The sequence below is a fragment of the Streptomyces sp. NPDC012637 genome, from assembly GCF_042954805.1.
Classification (GTDB): domain Bacteria; phylum Actinomycetota; class Actinomycetes; order Streptomycetales; family Streptomycetaceae; genus Streptomyces.
In genome coordinates, this window is record NZ_JBIBDS010000004.1 from 487,357 (window position 1) to 502,704 (window position 15,348).

The 15,348-nt window shown below is 70.0% G+C and carries 18 protein-coding genes; 8 read left to right on the top strand and 10 right to left on the bottom strand.

Annotation, left to right across the window (positions count from 1 at the left end):
- Positions 1 to 76: 76 nt before the first annotated feature.
- The 3 genes from ACFY8W_RS19220 to ACFY8W_RS19230 form a co-directional block, all read right to left on the bottom strand.
- Positions 77 to 1,108, bottom strand: coding sequence for an alanine racemase (locus ACFY8W_RS19220; protein ID WP_391106337.1), 1,032 nt, complete (start codon positions 1,106 to 1,108; stop codon positions 77 to 79).
- Positions 1,109 to 1,184: 76 nt separating this feature from the next.
- The gene (locus tag ACFY8W_RS19225; RefSeq protein WP_384407653.1) at positions 1,185 to 2,303 is read right to left on the bottom strand and encodes a lipid II:glycine glycyltransferase FemX; all 1,119 of its coding nucleotides are present in this window, start codon (positions 2,301 to 2,303) and stop codon (positions 1,185 to 1,187) included.
- 129 nt (positions 2,304 to 2,432) lie between these two features.
- Positions 2,433 to 2,747, bottom strand: a complete 315-nt coding sequence (locus ACFY8W_RS19230; protein ID WP_391106339.1) for a hypothetical protein — start codon at positions 2,745 to 2,747, stop codon at positions 2,433 to 2,435.
- Between the two features lie 289 nt (positions 2,748 to 3,036).
- On the opposite strand from ACFY8W_RS19230, the gene rpsF reads away from it, so the two are divergent.
- The 4 genes from rpsF to rplI all read left to right on the top strand — a co-directional run bounded on the left by rpsF (position 3,037) and on the right by rplI (position 4,744).
- Entirely contained in the window at positions 3,037 to 3,327 is a 291-nt protein-coding gene (rpsF, locus tag ACFY8W_RS19235; RefSeq protein ID WP_004950685.1) for a 30S ribosomal protein S6, read from the top strand.
- A gap of 72 nt (positions 3,328 to 3,399) precedes the next feature.
- Entirely contained in the window at positions 3,400 to 3,984 is a 585-nt protein-coding gene (locus ACFY8W_RS19240; RefSeq protein ID WP_391106341.1) for a single-stranded DNA-binding protein, read from the top strand.
- A gap of 58 nt (positions 3,985 to 4,042) precedes the next feature.
- Positions 4,043 to 4,279, top strand: a complete 237-nt coding sequence (gene rpsR, locus ACFY8W_RS19245) for a 30S ribosomal protein S18 (protein ID WP_128983236.1) — start codon at positions 4,043 to 4,045, stop codon at positions 4,277 to 4,279.
- Positions 4,280 to 4,297: 18 nt separating this feature from the next.
- On the top strand, positions 4,298 to 4,744 hold the full coding sequence (rplI, locus tag ACFY8W_RS19250) for a 50S ribosomal protein L9 (protein ID WP_365343988.1): 447 nt from the start codon (positions 4,298 to 4,300) through the stop codon (positions 4,742 to 4,744).
- 85 nt (positions 4,745 to 4,829) lie between these two features.
- Here the strand turns inward: rplI and ACFY8W_RS19255 are convergent, their stop codons facing one another.
- Positions 4,830 to 6,167, bottom strand: a complete 1,338-nt coding sequence (locus ACFY8W_RS19255) for an MATE family efflux transporter (RefSeq protein WP_391106344.1) — start codon at positions 6,165 to 6,167, stop codon at positions 4,830 to 4,832.
- A gap of 443 nt (positions 6,168 to 6,610) precedes the next feature.
- Here ACFY8W_RS19255 and dnaB point away from each other — a divergent pair, with 443 nt between their 5' ends.
- The gene (gene dnaB, locus ACFY8W_RS19260) at positions 6,611 to 8,071 is read left to right on the top strand and encodes a replicative DNA helicase (protein ID WP_391106882.1); all 1,461 of its coding nucleotides are present in this window, start codon (positions 6,611 to 6,613) and stop codon (positions 8,069 to 8,071) included.
- A gap of 31 nt (positions 8,072 to 8,102) precedes the next feature.
- Here dnaB and ACFY8W_RS19265 read toward each other — a convergent pair whose 3' ends face one another.
- Positions 8,103 to 8,666 (bottom strand): dihydrofolate reductase family protein, encoded by a 564-nt coding sequence (locus tag ACFY8W_RS19265; RefSeq protein WP_391106346.1) that lies wholly within the window; start codon positions 8,664 to 8,666, stop codon positions 8,103 to 8,105.
- A gap of 179 nt (positions 8,667 to 8,845) precedes the next feature.
- Here ACFY8W_RS19265 and ACFY8W_RS19270 point away from each other — a divergent pair, with 179 nt between their 5' ends.
- On the top strand, positions 8,846 to 10,228 hold the full coding sequence (locus ACFY8W_RS19270; RefSeq protein WP_391106348.1) for a serine hydrolase: 1,383 nt from the start codon (positions 8,846 to 8,848) through the stop codon (positions 10,226 to 10,228).
- An 80-nt stretch (positions 10,229 to 10,308) separates the two neighbouring features.
- On the opposite strand, the gene ACFY8W_RS19275 is transcribed toward ACFY8W_RS19270, so the two are convergent.
- The 4 genes from ACFY8W_RS19275 to ACFY8W_RS19290 form a co-directional block, all read right to left on the bottom strand.
- Positions 10,309 to 10,761 carry a GNAT family N-acetyltransferase gene (locus ACFY8W_RS19275; RefSeq protein WP_391106350.1) on the bottom strand — a complete coding sequence of 151 codons (453 nt, stop codon included), beginning with the start codon at positions 10,759 to 10,761 and terminating at the stop codon, positions 10,309 to 10,311.
- A 29-nt stretch (positions 10,762 to 10,790) separates the two neighbouring features.
- Positions 10,791 to 11,249, bottom strand: a complete 459-nt coding sequence (locus ACFY8W_RS19280) for a MarR family transcriptional regulator (protein WP_391106352.1) — start codon at positions 11,247 to 11,249, stop codon at positions 10,791 to 10,793.
- Positions 11,250 to 11,357: 108 nt separating this feature from the next.
- Entirely contained in the window at positions 11,358 to 12,236 is an 879-nt protein-coding gene (locus tag ACFY8W_RS19285) for a GNAT family N-acetyltransferase (RefSeq protein ID WP_391106354.1), read from the bottom strand.
- A 42-nt stretch (positions 12,237 to 12,278) separates the two neighbouring features.
- Positions 12,279 to 12,812, bottom strand: a complete 534-nt coding sequence (locus ACFY8W_RS19290; RefSeq protein WP_391106356.1) for a DUF2269 domain-containing protein — start codon at positions 12,810 to 12,812, stop codon at positions 12,279 to 12,281.
- 77 nt (positions 12,813 to 12,889) lie between these two features.
- On the opposite strand from ACFY8W_RS19290, the gene ACFY8W_RS19295 reads away from it, so the two are divergent.
- Both ACFY8W_RS19295 and ACFY8W_RS19300 read left to right on the top strand, forming a co-directional pair.
- Positions 12,890 to 13,540 (top strand): HAD-IB family phosphatase, encoded by a 651-nt coding sequence (locus ACFY8W_RS19295; RefSeq protein ID WP_391106358.1) that lies wholly within the window; start codon positions 12,890 to 12,892, stop codon positions 13,538 to 13,540.
- 103 nt (positions 13,541 to 13,643) lie between these two features.
- Positions 13,644 to 14,843, top strand: coding sequence for a globin domain-containing protein (locus ACFY8W_RS19300; protein ID WP_391106360.1), 1,200 nt, complete (start codon positions 13,644 to 13,646; stop codon positions 14,841 to 14,843).
- 9 nt (positions 14,844 to 14,852) lie between these two features.
- On the opposite strand, the gene ACFY8W_RS19305 is transcribed toward ACFY8W_RS19300, so the two are convergent.
- Entirely contained in the window at positions 14,853 to 15,332 is a 480-nt protein-coding gene (locus tag ACFY8W_RS19305; RefSeq protein ID WP_391106362.1) for an NUDIX domain-containing protein, read from the bottom strand.
- Positions 15,333 to 15,348 lie beyond the last annotated feature (16 nt).

The following is a 15,348-nucleotide window of genomic DNA, read 5'->3' on the forward strand; positions in this document are numbered from 1 at the left end:
CGCGAAGCGGCCCCCGGGGGACTTCCCGGGGGCCGCTTCACGTGTGTACGGGCTCAGCGCTCGACGAGCCGGTCGCTCAGCGCTCGACGAGCCGGTCGTACTGGGTCGTGGTGTGCCGCAGGTGCGCGACCAACTCGTCGCCGACCCTCGGCTCCTGGGCGTCGGACGGCACGAACAGGATCGACACCTGCATGTGCGGCGGCTCGGCGAACCAGCGCTGCTTGCCGGCCCAGACGAACGGAGAAAGGTTCCGGTTGACGGTGGCGAGACCGGCGCGCGCCACGCCCTTGGCACGCGGCATCACGCCGTGCATCGCCTTGGGGGCCTCCAGGCCGACGCCGTGCGAGGTGCCGCCCGCGACCACCACCAGCCAGCCGTCGGACGCGGCCTTCTGCTGCCGGTAGCCGAAGCGGTCGCCCTTGGCGACGCGGGTGACGTCCAGCACCGAGCCGCGGTACTCCGTGGCCTCGTGGTCGCCCAGCCACAGCCGGGTGCCGATCCGGGCGCGGAAGCGGGTCTGCGGGAACTGCTGCTGGAGCCGGGCCTGCTCCTCGGCCCGCAGATGGCTGACGAACATGGTGTGCAGCGGCAGCCGGGCGGCCCGCAGCCGGTCCATCCAGGCGATGACCTCCTCGACGGCGTCGGTGCCGTCGGGGCGGTCCAGCGGAAGGTGCAGGGCGAAGCCCTCCAGGCGGACGTCCTCGATCGCGGCGTGCAGCCTCGGCAGGTCCTCCTCGTGGACGCCGTGCCGCTTCATCGAGCTCATGCACTCGATGACCACGCGGGCGCCCACGAGGGCGTGCACGCCGTCCACGGAGGAAACGGAGCGGATGACGCGGTCGGGCAGCGGCACCGGCTCCTCACCGCGCCGGAACGGGGTGAGGACGAGCAGGTCGCCGCCGAACCAGTCCTTGATCTTGGCGGCCTCGTACGTCGTGCCGACCGCGAGCATGTCGGAGCCGAACCGTGCGGCCTCGTCCGAGAGCCGCTCGTGGCCGAACCCGTAGCCGTTGCCCTTGCAGACCGGGACGAGGCCCGGGAACTGCTCGATCACGGTCTTCTGGTGCGCCCGCCAACGAGCGGTGTCGACATAGAGGGAGAGCGCCATGGCCGGCCCGGAACCTTTCTGGTGGCTGCGGTGTATCAAAGATGTGTACGAGACTACGCAAGCCTCGCGCGCGTCGTCAGCGACGCGACATGTAGATGTCCAGGGCCTTGTGCAGGAGCTTGTTCAGCGGGAAGTCCCACTCGCCGACGTACTCCACCGCCTCGCCGCCCGTGCCGACCTTGAACTGGATCAGACCGAAGAGGTGGTCGGTCTCGTCCAGGGAGTCGGAGATGCCCCGCAGGTCGTAGACGGTGGCGCCCATCGCGTAGGCGTCGCGCAGCATCCGCCACTGCATCGCGTTCGAGGGCCGGACCTCGCGGCCGATGTTGTCGGACGCGCCGTACGAGTACCAGACGTGGCCGCCCACGACGAGCATGGTCGCGGCCGACAGGTTCACCCCGTTGTGGCGCGCGAAGTAGAGCCGCATGCGGTTGGGGTCCTCGTTGTTGAGGACGGTCCACATGCGCTGGAAGTACGAGAGCGGGCGCGGGCGGAACTTGTCGCGGACGGCCGTGATCTCGTAGAGCCGCTGCCACTCGGCCAGGTCCTCGTAGCCACCCTGGACGACCTCGACGCCGGCCTTCTCGGCCTTCTTGATGTTGCGGCGCCACAGCTGGTTGAAGCCCTTGAGGACGTCGTCGAGCGAGCGGTTCGCGAGCGGCACCTGGAAGACGTAGCGGGGCTGGACGTCACCGAAGCCGGCGCCGCCGTCCTCGCCCTGCTGCCAGCCCATCTTCCGCAGCCGGTCGGCGACCTCGAAGGCGCGCGGCTCGACGTGGGTGGCCTGGACGTCCTTGAGGCGCTTCACGTCCGGGTCCTGGATGCCGGACTTGATGGCGGCGGCGTCCCAGCGGCGGATCACGACCGGCGGACCCATCTTCACGGAGAAGGCGCCCTGGTGCTTGAGGTGCGCGAGCATCGGCTGGAGCCAGTCGTCGAGGTTCGGCGCGTACCAGTTGATGACCGGCCCCTCGGGCAGGTAGGCCAGGTAGCGCTTGATCTTCGGCAGCTGGCGGTAGAGCACCAGTCCGGCGCCGACCAGCTCACCGGACTTGTCGAACCAGCCGAGGTTCTCCGAGCGCCACTCGGTTTTCACATCCGCCCACGCCGGGACCTGGCAGTGGCTCGCCGCGGGCTGGCTCTGGATGAATGCCAGATGCTGCTCACGACTGATGGTCCTCAGGGTCAGGCTCATGCGGGGCGCTCCTCGGCAGGTGTGTCCCCATCGGTTCAGGGGCTCCGGCTCTCGCGCCGAAGCCTACTGCGACCGGGGAGCGCCCCGAATGGCCGTGTGGGGCCCTCCGGCGCCGGTGACAGGGCCCGTCTAGTTGATCACGCCGGTGAAGAGACCGCCGTGGGCCATGCCGAGGTAGAAGCCCACGCCGGCGAGGCCGAGCCCGATGATCAGCAGGAAGCGTTCACGCGTGGTGGCCGAGATGAACTGGCCGTAGCCGCCGCTGAGGATGCCGACCAGCCCCGTCCAGGAGGCCAGCAGGTGCAGGTCGTCGAAGAAACCCGTCACGAAGGAGAGGAGACCGAGCACAAGGGTGACCGCGACCAGGGTGTCCTGGACCGGGTGGGGCTTGCCGTCCGTGGCGAAGAGGGAGTGACCGGGGTCGGGTCGCATTGCCTGTGCCATGGGGCACCTCCTGGCGTGCCGTCCGGAGGGCGGCGCCATTGTGACGCCGCCCACATCCGATGTGTACAGATTGCGTCCCCTCACCGCCGGATTTCAACCGCAGGGCGGTGTGCGGGTACTCTGTACGGTCTGCACCGGTGTCTGCCCAGGTCCGTCCGAGGATCCCGACAGCACCCTCCTCGTTCGCCGAGGGGGACTGTCAGTGGTGGCGGATACCGTTGCTTACGCATCACGACCCTCCTGCCACGGAACGACCGTGGCCGCTGAGTCCAAAGGAGGTGGGTTCCACATGCGTCACTACGAGGTGATGGTCATCCTCGACCCCGATCTCGAGGAGCGCGCTGTCTCCCCGCTGATCGAGAACTTCCTCTCCGTCGTCCGTGAGGGCAACGGAAAGGTCGAGAAGGTCGACACCTGGGGCCGTCGTCGTCTCGCCTACGAGATCAAGAAGAAGCCCGAGGGCATCTACTCGGTCATCGACCTGCAGGCCGAGCCTGCGGTCGTCAAGGAGCTCGACCGCCAGATGAACCTGAACGAGTCGGTCCTCCGGACCAAGGTCCTCCGCCCCGAGACCCACTGAGCTTTCGCTCACAGGGACTCGGGTCCGAGTAGCAGTTAGCAGCCAGAAGCAATCCCGCCGAGAGGTTCACCCATGGCAGGCGAGACCGTCATCACGGTCGTCGGCAATCTTGTCGAAGACCCCGAGCTGCGCTTCACCCCGTCCGGTGCGGCGGTCGCGAAGTTCCGCATCGCGTCCACTCCCCGCACCTTCGACCGTCAGACCAACGAGTGGAAGGACGGCGAGAGCCTGTTCCTGACCTGCTCGGTCTGGCGTCAGGCGGCGGAGAACGTCGCCGAGTCGCTTCAGAAGGGCATGCGCGTCGTCGTGCAGGGCCGTCTGAAGCAGCGGTCGTACGAGGACCGCGAGGGCGTCAAGCGCACGGTCTACGAGCTGGACGTCGAGGAAGTCGGCCCCAGCCTGCGCAACGCCACGGCCAAGGTCACCCGCACCACCGGTCGCGGTGGCCAGGGCGGCTACGGCGGCGGTGGCCAGCAGGGCGGCGGCGGTGGCGGTGGCGGCTGGGGTGGCAACTCCGGCGGTGGCCAGCAGGGCGGCGGAGCTCCCTCCGACGACCCCTGGGCCTCCAGCGCTCCCTCCGGCGGCCAGCAGGGCGGCGGCGGTGGCGGCTGGGGTGGCAACTCCGGCGGCGGCTACTCGGACGAGCCTCCCTTCTAGGGCGCAAGCCCTGGAAGCAGCTCGTACCCAAACTTCTTGATCACACAGGAGAAACACCATGGCGAAGCCGCCTGTGCGCAAGCCTAAGAAGAAGGTCTGCGCGTTCTGCAAGGACAAGGTCGCGTACGTCGACTACAAGGACACGAACATGCTGCGGAAGTTCATTTCCGACCGCGGCAAGATCCGTGCCCGTCGCGTGACCGGCAACTGCACGCAGCACCAGCGTGACGTCGCCACGGCCGTCAAGAACAGCCGTGAGATGGCGCTGCTGCCCTACACGTCCACCGCGCGATAAGGGAAGGGTGACCGAACAATGAAGATCATCCTCACCCACGAGGTCTCCGGCCTCGGTGCCGCTGGCGACGTCGTCGACGTCAAGGACGGCTACGCTCGCAACTACCTGGTCCCGCGCGGTTTCGCGATCCGCTGGACCAAGGGCGGCGAGAAGGACGTGGCGCAGATCCGCCGCGCCCGCAAGATCCACGAGATCGCGACCATCGAGCAGGCCAACGAGATCAAGGCCCAGCTCGAGGGCACGAAGGTGCGCCTGGCCGTTCGCTCCGGCGACGCCGGCCGTCTCTTCGGCTCCGTGACCCCGGCCGACATCGCTGCCGCGATCAAGACCGCGGGTGGCCCGGACGTCGACAAGCGTCGCGTCGAGCTCGGTTCGCCGATCAAGACCCTGGGCTCGCACCAGGTGTCCGTGCGTCTGCACCCCGAGGTTGCCGCGAAGCTCGGCGTCGAGGTCGTCGCCGCGTAACGCTGCCCCTGGGCAGTTCGCGCTAGCAGTACGGAAGGGCCGCACCCCTCGGGGTGCGGCCCTTCCGCCGTTTCACGTGAAACGTTCAGCGGGTGGCCCCGGTGACGATCCAGCGACCGGAGCGGGCCCGGAACCACAGCGTCGCCATGCGGACCGTCATCATCAGGGTCATGGCTCCCCACAGGGCGGTCAGACCGCCTCCGGCCACCGGGACGAGCAGCGCGACCGGGGCGAAGACGGCCAGCGTCAGCAGCATGGCCCAGGCAAGATAAGGGCCGTCTCCCGCGCCCATCAGGACGCCGTCGAGAACGAAGACGACACCGGAGACGGGCTGGGAGAGGGCCACGACCAGGAGGGCGGGAACCAGGGCGTCCTGGACCGCCTGATCGCTGGTGAAGAGCGGGACGAACAAGGGCCGGGTGAGGACGAGCACCACCCCGAGCGCGACCCCGGAGAGCACGCCCCACTGCACCATGCGACGGCAGACCTGCCGGGCGCCGTCCGCGTCGTCGGCGCCGAGGTAGCGGCCGATGATGGCCTGACCGGCGATGGCGATGGCATCGAGGGCGAAGGCCATCAGGCTCCACAGGGACAGGATGATCTGATGGGCGGCGACATCGGCGTCCCCGAGGCGGGCGGCCACGGCCGTGGCGATCATCAGGACGGCGCGGAGCGAGAGCGTGCGGACCAGGAGCGGGACTCCGGCCTGGGCGCTGGCCCGGATGCCGGCGGTGTCGGGGCGGAGGGAGGCGCCGTGGCGCCTGGCGCCGCGGACGACGACGACGAGATAGGCGGCGGCCATGCCGAGCTGGGCGATGACCGTGCCCCAGGCGGATCCGGCGATGCCGAGGCCGGCGCCGTAGACCAGGCCGAGGTTGAGGGCGCCATTGGCCGCGAAGCCGGCGATGGCGACGTAGAGCGGGGTGCGGGTGTCCTGGAGGCCGCGGAGGACACCGGTGGCCGCCAGGACGACGAGCATGGCGGGGATGCCGAGGATGGAGATCCGCAGGTAGGTGACGGCGTAGGGTGCGGCCGTGTCGGAGGCGCCGAAGAGGCTGACGAGCCACGGCGCGGTGGGCAGGGTGAGGGCGACCACGGCGGCCCCCAGCAGCAGGGCGAGCCAGATGCCGTCGACGCCCTGGCGGATGGCGGCCTTGAGATCGCCCGCGCCGACGCGGCGGGCGACGGCCGCGGTGGTGGCGTAGGCGAGGAAGACGAAGACGCTGACCGCTGTGGACAGCAGCGCGGAGGCGATGGCGAGACCGGCGAGCTGGGGTGTGCCGAGGTGGCCGACGATGGCACTGTCGGCCATCAGGAAGAGGGGCTCGGCGACGAGTGCGCCGAAGGCCGGGACGGCGAGCGAGACGATCTCGCGGTCGTGTTGCCGTCGAACGGCCTTGGGGGTCGCGGGAGCCTGATGCATGCGCTCAATCTAATCTTCCACAGGTAAGAGATGCAATGCCCATATGACCCTTACCTGAGGAGCGAGAGACCCTTCGGCTGTGCGCCGTTTGTTCTGATCTTGGTCCAGGTGGCGAAGTTTTTCTCCCCCACAGCCGGTGGATGGAAAAACAGCAGGTCAGAAGTGTCCGCCGGAGCCGGTTATGAGTTTGTCCACATGGCTGTCCCCCGGTCCGTGCACAGGTTCCGGGGAGTTCTCCACAGCATCTGGGCCTTCACCCACAGGCCCTGTGGATAACCAGATTGGCTGACGGTGCCCGCGGGCCTACCGTGGTCCGGCGCCCGACGCGCCAGAAGCGGAGTCAAAGCCCCTTTTTTGTCGGAGCCGTGGCGTAAGAAAGAGGGGCACGGCGAGGTCCGCGGAGCGGACGGGAGGAGGTGGCTTGGGTGAGCATGCCCGAGCCCATGGACGATCCCTGGGCCGACAGCGGACCAGGCGACCGGCTCCCGACGCGTACCCGCGAGGGCCGGGGTCGCGGGCGCGGCCGGGAGGACCAGCACGAGCGCGGCAGTGAGGGCGGCTGGGACAGCGGCATCTCCGGCTTCGAGCGGGTCCCGCCGCAGGACCTGGACGCCGAGCAGTCCGTGCTCGGCGGCATGCTGCTCTCCAAGGACGCCATCGCCGACGTCGTCGAGATCATCAAGGGCCACGACTTCTACAAGCCGGCCCACGAGACGGTCTACGCGGCGATCCTCGACCTGTACGCCAAGGGCGAGCCCGCCGACCCCATCACGGTCGGTGCCGAGCTCACCAAGCGCGGCGAGATCACCCGGGTCGGCGGCGCCTCCTATCTGCACACGCTCGTCCAGTCGGTGCCGACCGCCGCCAACGCCTCGTACTACGCGGAGATCGTCCACGAGCGGGCCGTACTGCGCCGGCTCGTGGAGGCCGGCACCAAGATCACGCAGATGGGATACGCGGCGGACGGGGACGTCGACGAGATCGTCAACCGTGCCCAGGCCGAGATCTACCAGGTCACCGAGCAGCGCACGACCGAGGACTACCTGCCGCTCGGCGACATCATGGAGGGCGCGCTCGACGAGATCGAGGCGATCGGCTCGCGCAGCGGCGAGATGACCGGTGTGCCCACCGGCTTCACCGACCTCGACGCGCTCACCAACGGTCTGCACCCCGGTCAGATGATCATCATCGCGGCCCGACCCGCCATGGGTAAGTCCACGCTCGCCCTGGACTTCGCGCGGGCCGCGTCCATCAAGCACAACCTGCCCAGCGTCATCTTCTCCCTCGAGATGGGGCGCAACGAGATCGCGATGCGTCTGCTCTCGGCCGAGGCCCGGGTCGCGCTGCACCACATGCGCTCCGGCACCATGACCGACGAGGACTGGACCCGGCTCGCCCGCCGCATGCCGGACGTCTCGCAGGCCCCGCTCTACATCGACGACTCGCCGAACCTGTCGATGATGGAGATCCGCGCCAAGTGCCGTCGTCTGAAGCAACGCAGCGGGCTCAAGCTCGTCATCATCGACTACCTCCAGCTGATGCAGTCCGGCGGCTCCAAGCGCGCCGAGAGCCGTCAGCAGGAGGTCTCCGACATGTCGCGAAACCTCAAGCTCCTCGCCAAGGAGCTGGAGCTCCCGGTCATCGCGCTCTCCCAGCTGAACCGTGGCCCGGAACAGCGGACGGACAAGAAGCCGATGGTCTCCGACCTCCGAGAGTCCGGCTCGATCGAGCAGGACGCGGACATGGTCATCCTGCTCCACCGTGAGGACGCCTACGAGAAGGAGTCCCCCCGCGCGGGCGAGGCCGACATCATCGTCGGCAAGCACCGTAACGGTCCGACGGCCACGATCACGGTGGCCTTCCAGGGTCACTACTCGCGCTTCGTGGACATGGCGCAGACCTGATCCCGCCCGTGAGACCGGCCGTGGGTGCTGCTCAGCGCTTGGTCTCGTACCTGGTCATGACCACGCCGCCGGGAAAGGTCCGGGTCTCCACCAGGGTCAGGTTCACCCAGCTGTCCAGCGCGGTGAAGAACGACGTGCCGCCGCCCACCAGGACCGGATGGGTGGCGATCACGTACTCGTCGATCAGCCCGGCGCGCATGGCCGCCCCGGCGAGCGTCGCGCCGCCGATGTTCATCGGGGCGCCGTCCTCGGCCTTGAGCCGGGTGATCTCGGCGATCGCGTCGCCGGTGACCAGGCGGGCGTTCCAGCCGACCTCGTCGATCGTCGAGGAGAACACCACCTTCGGCGTGTCTCGCCAGTTCCGTGCGAACTCGATCTCCGCCGGGGTGGCGTCGGGCTGCTGGTCGCCGGTCGGCCAGTAGGAGCTCATCGTCTCCCACAGCTTGCGCCCGTACAGCGTCAGGCCGCTCGCCTGCTCGTGGTCGAGCCACCACTGGAACAGCTCGTCGCTCGGCGCGCTCCAGCCGATGTCGTCTCCCGCCGCGGCGATGTAGCCGTCCAGGGTCAGGTTCATGCCGTAGATCAGTTTCCGCATGGCCCAGCCTTCCGTCAGTGGGTGTCCGGCGTAGGACCAGCGTGGCGCGGGAAACCCGTCGGTGGGTGAGGACTCGCCGGTAGCCCTCGCGCCCGGCGCTCCGCGTCGCGTACCCGATCACGACGGAACAAGGGGGAAATGGGAGGCCGAGCGGGGGCCCGGGCAGCGAGGATGAGCCCATGACCTCCTCCTTCGAAGACCTGCTGCCCAGTACCGAGCGCGCCCTGCTGCACCGGATCGCCGTCGCGCAGACCGAGGGGCGCTCGCCCTCGTTCGTCGCGGGCGTGATGCGGGGCGGGCGGACGGCCTGGTCCGGCTCGCGCAGTTGTGTGGACGGGCACGCCCCCGACGCCGACACGCAGTTCCGGATCGGATCGATCACCAAGGTCTTCACGGCGGTCCTCGTGATGCGGCTGCGGGACGAGGGGCTGATCGGGCTCGACGACCCGCTGGAGAAGCATCTGCAGGGCACCGGCGTGGGCGAGGTGACGATCGCTCAACTCCTGTCGCACAGCGCCGGCCTGGCCGCCGAGACGCCGTCGCCGTGGTGGGAGCGGACGCCCGGGGCGACGCGGCCGGAGCTGGCGGACGTGCTGGGGGAGCAGCCCGTGCTGCACCCGGCCGGGCGGCTGTTCCACTACTCCAACCCCGGCTACACGCTGCTCGGTTCGCTCGTCGAGGCGCTCCGAGGCGTGTCGTGGGAGGAGGCGCTGCGCACCGAGATCCTGGAGCCGCTGGGGCTCGGCCGTACGACGGTCCTGCCGGTCGCCCCGCACGCCGGCGGCTGGGCGGTGCACCCGTGGGCCGATGTGATGCTGCCCGAACCGCTGGAGGACCTCGGGATCATGGCGCCGGCCGGGGTGCTCTGGTCGACGGTCGACGACCTCTGCCGTTTCGCCTCGTTCCTGGCCGAGGGGGACGACCGGGTGCTCTGCCGGACGTCCGTGGCCGAGATGAGGACGCCCGCGGTGCCGGCTGCGGCCGGTGACGCGGTGTGGGGGTACGGCCTCGGGGTCCAGTTGATGCGCAGCGGTGACCGGACGTTCGTCGGTCATACCGGCTCACTGCCGGGATTCGTCGCCGGCCTGTGGGTGAGCGTCGACGACGGCCTGGCCGCGGTGGCGCTTTCGAACGCCACTTCCGGCCCCCTCGCGGCGGCGGTGGCGGCCGATCTCGTCCGGATCGTGGCGGAGGCCGAGCCGCGCATCCCGGAGCCCTGGCGGCCCCTTCCCGCGGCCGAGGTGGACGAGGAGCTGCTGGCCCTCACCGGCCCCTGGTACTGGGGCACCTACGCCTTCGGGCTGCGGGTCGGTGCCGGGCGTTCCGTGACCCTGGAGCCGCTGAAGGGCGTCGGCCGTCGGGCGAGCTTCCGGGCTCTGCCGGACGGTGGCTGGATCGGTCTCGACGGCTATTACCAGGGCGAGACCCTGCGGGTGGTCCTGCGCCCGGACGGCTCCGTGAGCCATCTCGACCTGGGTTCCTTCGTCTTCACCCGCGAGCCGTACGAGCAGGGCGACGCCGTCCCCGGCGGTGTGGACGAGGCGGGCTGGCGCGGCCTCTGACCGGCGCCGCGGCCGCACGCCTGGGCGTGCGGCCGGCCGCGTACCGGGGTGCGCTGTTTCACGTGAAACAGCGCACCCGCTCACAGGCTCAGCTTGAATCCCACGTGCGAGGCCTCGAAGCCCAGCCGCTCATAGAACCGGTGGGCATCGGTGCGTGTGACGTCGGAGGTCAGCTGCACCAGTCGACAGCCCTGCTCGCGGGACTCCTCGACGGCCCACTCGATGAGCCGGCTGCCGAGGCCGCTGCCGCGCTCGTCTCCGTGGACGCGGACACCCTCGATGATCGAGCGGGTGGTGCCCCGGCGGGAGAGCCCGGGAATGACGGTCAGCTGAAGCGTGCCGACGATCCTGTCCGCGCGCACGGCGACGACCACGTGCTGGTGAGGATCACCCTCGAGCCGGTCGAACGCGGCGTTGTAGGGGCCGAGGTCGTCTGGGGACTCCCGCTGGGCACCCAGCGGGTCGTCGGCGAGCATCGCGACGATGGCGGGCAGGTCCTGCCGCCGGGCAGGCCGGATCTCAAGATCGCTCATGGAGGCAGGCTACGCGCCGCCCTCCCGGCTCAGGCCGGAACGCCGAGACCTTCGAGAACCTGCACGAACGGCGCCAGCTCCGGGTTCTTGGCCGCCTCGTCCAGTGCCTCGCGCAGCGCCGTGTCGTTGGTGGGACGGGCCTCGTCGAGGAGCTTCTGGCCGGCCTCGGTGACGTCGGTGTAGATGCCACGCCGGTCGGTCGCGCAGAGATAGCGGGTGAGCAGCCCGCGGTCCTCGAGGCGGGTGACGAGCCGGGTGGTCGCGCTCTGGCTGAGCACGACCGCATCGGCGACCTGCTTCATCTGGAGGTGGCCACCGGGCCCGTCGTGCTGCCGACTGAGGACATCGAGGAGCGAGTACTCGCGGACGCTCAGACCGTGCCGGGACTCCAGGGCCCGCTCGATGTGCGACTCGATCCTGCCGTGCAGCAGGGAGAGGGCGCACCAGCCCTGGGAGAGGGCCGTCAGGGCGGGATCCGTCGCGGTCATGATCTCTCCTCGCTTCCACGGTCTGGCCTGGTCCGGAGCGGCTCCCTACCAGCGTAGAGGATGCCGCGCAAAAGTCCGCGTATGCAATTAATGCGGGGAGTCAGTGCTTCATCCCGCGGCGACCGTCAGGGGAGCGAAGCGGCGGCTCCAGTCACCCGGCAGGTCGGGAAGTGAGCGCATCATGACCGCGTTGGTGGCGATCCGCTCCAGTCCGTTCGCCTTCAGCCAGGTCACGAGGCCGGTGTGACCGGCGTCGACGTCCGTGCGCAGCGGGCGGTCCGTGGCTGCGGCCAGGGAGGCGACCAGCGCCTGTGCCGTGGCCAGGTCGCGGGCGATCAGCGGGCCGATGACATGGGTGTCCATGTTGGGCCAGATCGCGCCGAAACCGGTGATCTCGCCGTCCTGCTCCGCGACCCGCAGCTGGTCGGCGAAGGCGGGAAGCCGGGTGATCATGTGGGTGCGGTCCGCGCCGAAGATCTCGTGGTCGAGGCGCAGCACGTGCTGGAGGTCCTCGGCGGTGGCGGGCCGGACCGCACGCCCGGGCGCGGACTCGGTCGCGGTGAACCGTCCCTTCAGCATCTCCGAGCGACCGACCTCGGCGAAGCCCAGCTCCTCGTAGAGCGGCTGCCCGTTCGGTGTGGCGTACAGGCTGAGCGGGGTGTCGCCGGCCTCCGCGAGGACATGGCGCATCAGGCGGCGTCCGACGCCCCGGCGGGCGTAGCGCTCGGCGACCAGGACCATGCCGATCGCGGCGAGGCCGGGTCCGTACGAGGTGACCACGCACGCTGCGGCGAGTCCGTTACCGGCCGGGTCGTCGATGCCGTACCCGGTGCCGGCCGCGAGGAGCAGGCCCCACTTGTGCTCCTCCCGGGGCCATCCGCGGTCCTCGGAGAGGTCGGCGCACGCCGGCAGGTCATCGGAGGTGAGACGCTGGATCGGCAGCCGGTCGAGCGGGATCTGTTCGAGCGGAGAGTGCGAGAGGGGCATGGCGATCAGGCTGTCCGACGCCCTGCGGGCGCGTCCACCGGTTTAAGAGAACTGGCCTTCACGGGCCGCCCCGGAGGTCCCGGGCGCACGGCGCGTGGCCGATCCCCGCAGGCGGCGGCCGCGTGCCGTCAGCCCCCAGGGCTTGAGCACGGAGATCGCGGTCATGAAGAGATAGGCCGTCGTGGAGACCACCGGGGCCGCGACCAGACTGCTGTCCGGCACCCCCGCGGCCGCCGCGTGGGAGATCTCCGGGCGGAGCGCGAAGATCGTCGCGGTCGCGGTGGCCACGGTGATCCAGAACTTGATCCAGACCCAGCGATGCCGGGCGAGCCCCCAGGGCGTCCCGAGGGAGAGGACGAGGCCGCTGCCCAGGGTCACCACCGCGACCGGTGCCAGGAGCCAGTCGGCGAACACCTTCATGGCCCGGTAGGCCGCCTGTGTGAGAGAGGGGTCCTGGCTCCTGTATGCGGTGAGGCCCAGGGTCAGCAGTCCCACGCTGAGGCCGAGCCAGGACACCGAGACCGCCACATGGACGACGAGGAGCGCCCGCCGTACGGGCCGCTGGAGATGTTTCACGTGAAACACCGTGCCGAACGCCGGCCGTCCGCCGCGTCTGACCGGGGGAGTAACCGGTCGTACTAGCCTCGGCGTACATGACGACCCTTCGCGGCCGGCGGCTGCACCTCTTCGATCTCGACGGCACGCTGATCCGCGGTTCGGCGGCCGCGGTAGAGATCTCCCGCCAGCTCGGGGTGAGCGCGGAGATCGAGAAGCTGGAGCAGGAGTTCCTGCTGCGTGGACTCACGCCGGACGAGTTCGCCGTGCGGGCGCACGCGCTCTGGGCGGACCTCACCCCGGAGCACGTGACCGCGGCCTTCGAGGGAGCACCCTGGCTGGCCGGGATCCAGGAGGTCTGGGCCGAGCTCCGCGCCGAAGGCGATCACTGCGCGGTCATCTCCCTGTCGCCCGATTTCTTCGTCGAACGGCTCCTGGACTGGGGCCTGGACGCCGCCCACGGCTCCCGCTGGCCCGCCGTCCCCTTCACCGAGCCGATCCATCGGCCCGGCATCCTCGACGCCTCGGCGAAGGTGCGGATCGCGGGGGAGCTGTGCGCGCGATTCGGCGTCGAGACGGCCGACTGCGTGGCGTACGGCGACTCGATGTCCGACGCGGAGCTCTTCGCGATCGTGCCCGAGACCGTGGCCGTGAACGCGGACCACCACCTCGTCGACCTGGCCCGGCACCGCTACGCGGGCGGCGATTTGCGCGAGGCGTACGAATTGGTCCGAAAGAACGCAGCCTAGCCCGCCGGGCGGGGCGAATCACCGGGAATCCCGCTTTCTGTCCAGGACCCTCCACGGACTGTCATCCTGCGAACACGGAGGCCGACTGCGGGGAGGCAACGACATGACGGATGCTCCGGCTGCGGCCACGGACGCGCCGCCCCTCATACCGATGGACGAACCCGCCACCGAGCCGGCGGCCACGACGAGCGTGCCTTCGCCCGACGCGGTCCTGATCCGCCGCACCCTGGCCGAGATCTCCTCCGTCGCCGACCGGGTGACCTCGTACTTCTACGCCCTGCTCTTCACGCGCCATCCCGACCTGCGCGCGATGTTCCCCGCCGCCATGGACACCCAGCGGGACCGGCTCCTCAAGGCGCTGCTCACGGCGGCCGAGCACATGGACAACACACCCGTCCTCACCGACTACCTCCACAACCTGGGGCGTGGGCACCGGAAGTACGGCACCCGGGCCGAGCACTACCCGGCCGTCGGCGAGGCCCTGATCGGCGCCCTGGAACGGTACGCCGGCAGTGTCTGGGACACGGAGACGGAGGCGGCCTGGGTCCGTACGTACACGACGGTCTCGCAGATCATGATCGATGCCGCGGCCGAGAACGAGCAGCACGCGCCCGCCTGGTGGCAGGCCGAGGTCGTGAGCCACGATCTGCGGACACCCGACGTCGCCGTGATCACGCTGCGGCCCGACCAGCCGTACCCGTTCCTCGCCGGGCAGTACACGACGCTCGAAACGCCCTGGTGGCCGCGGATATGGCGGCACTACTCCTTCGCCTCGGCGCCCCGGCCCGACGGGTTGCTCTCCCTGCACATCAAGGCCGTGCCCGCGGGCTGGGTGTCCAACGCGCTGGTCCACCGGGCCCGCCCGGGAGACGTGCTGCGGCTCGGCCCGCCCGCCGGTTCGATGACCGTCGACCATTCCACCGACAACGGGCTGCTCTGCCTCGGCGGCGGAACCGGGATCGCGCCGATCAAGGCCCTGGTCGAGGACGTCGCCGAGCACGGGGACCGGCGGCCCGTCGAGGTGTTCTACGGCGCCCGCAGCGGCCATGACCTCTACGACATCGACACGATGATGCGGCTCCAGCAGACCTTCCCGTGGCTCGCCGTCCGCCCGGTCACCGAGAAGGAGGGGCGGCTCCCGGACGCCGTCCGCCAGTACGGCCCCTGGGCCGAGTACGACGCCTATCTGTCGGGGCCGCTCGGCATGATCCGCAGCGGCGTCGACGCCCTGAAGGGCGCCGGCATCCCCACCGACCGGATCCGCCACGACTACCTCGGAGAGCTGGTCCCCCAGGCTTCCTAGGGCCTGTCCCTAGCCGAGGTCGGGAGCGTGCATGGCGCGGACGCCCTCGATGTTGCCGTCCAGGTAGTGGCGCAGCGAGAGCGGGACGAGATGCACGGCGGCGATCCCGACCCTGCTGAAGGGCACCCGGACGATCTCGTACTCGCCCTGGGGCTCGTCGACCTCCGGGCCGTGCCGCCGCGAGAGGTCCATGGACTCCAGACGGCAGACGAAGAAGTGCTGGACCTTCACCCCGGAGACGCCGCCGTCCACGATGTGCTCCACCGTGTCGACGAAGCAGGGGACCACGTCGGTGATCTTGGCGCCGAGTTCCTCGTCGACCTCGCGGTGCAGGGCCTCGACGACGGTCGAGTCGGTGGGCTCGACCCCGCCGCCGGGAGTCAGCCAGTAGGGATCCATGCCCGGCTTGGTGCGCTTGATGAGGATCAGATCGTCCCCGTCGAGCAGGATGGCGCGTGCGGTGCGCTTGACCACTGGTCGTTCGGTCATGGGAAGAAAATGGCCC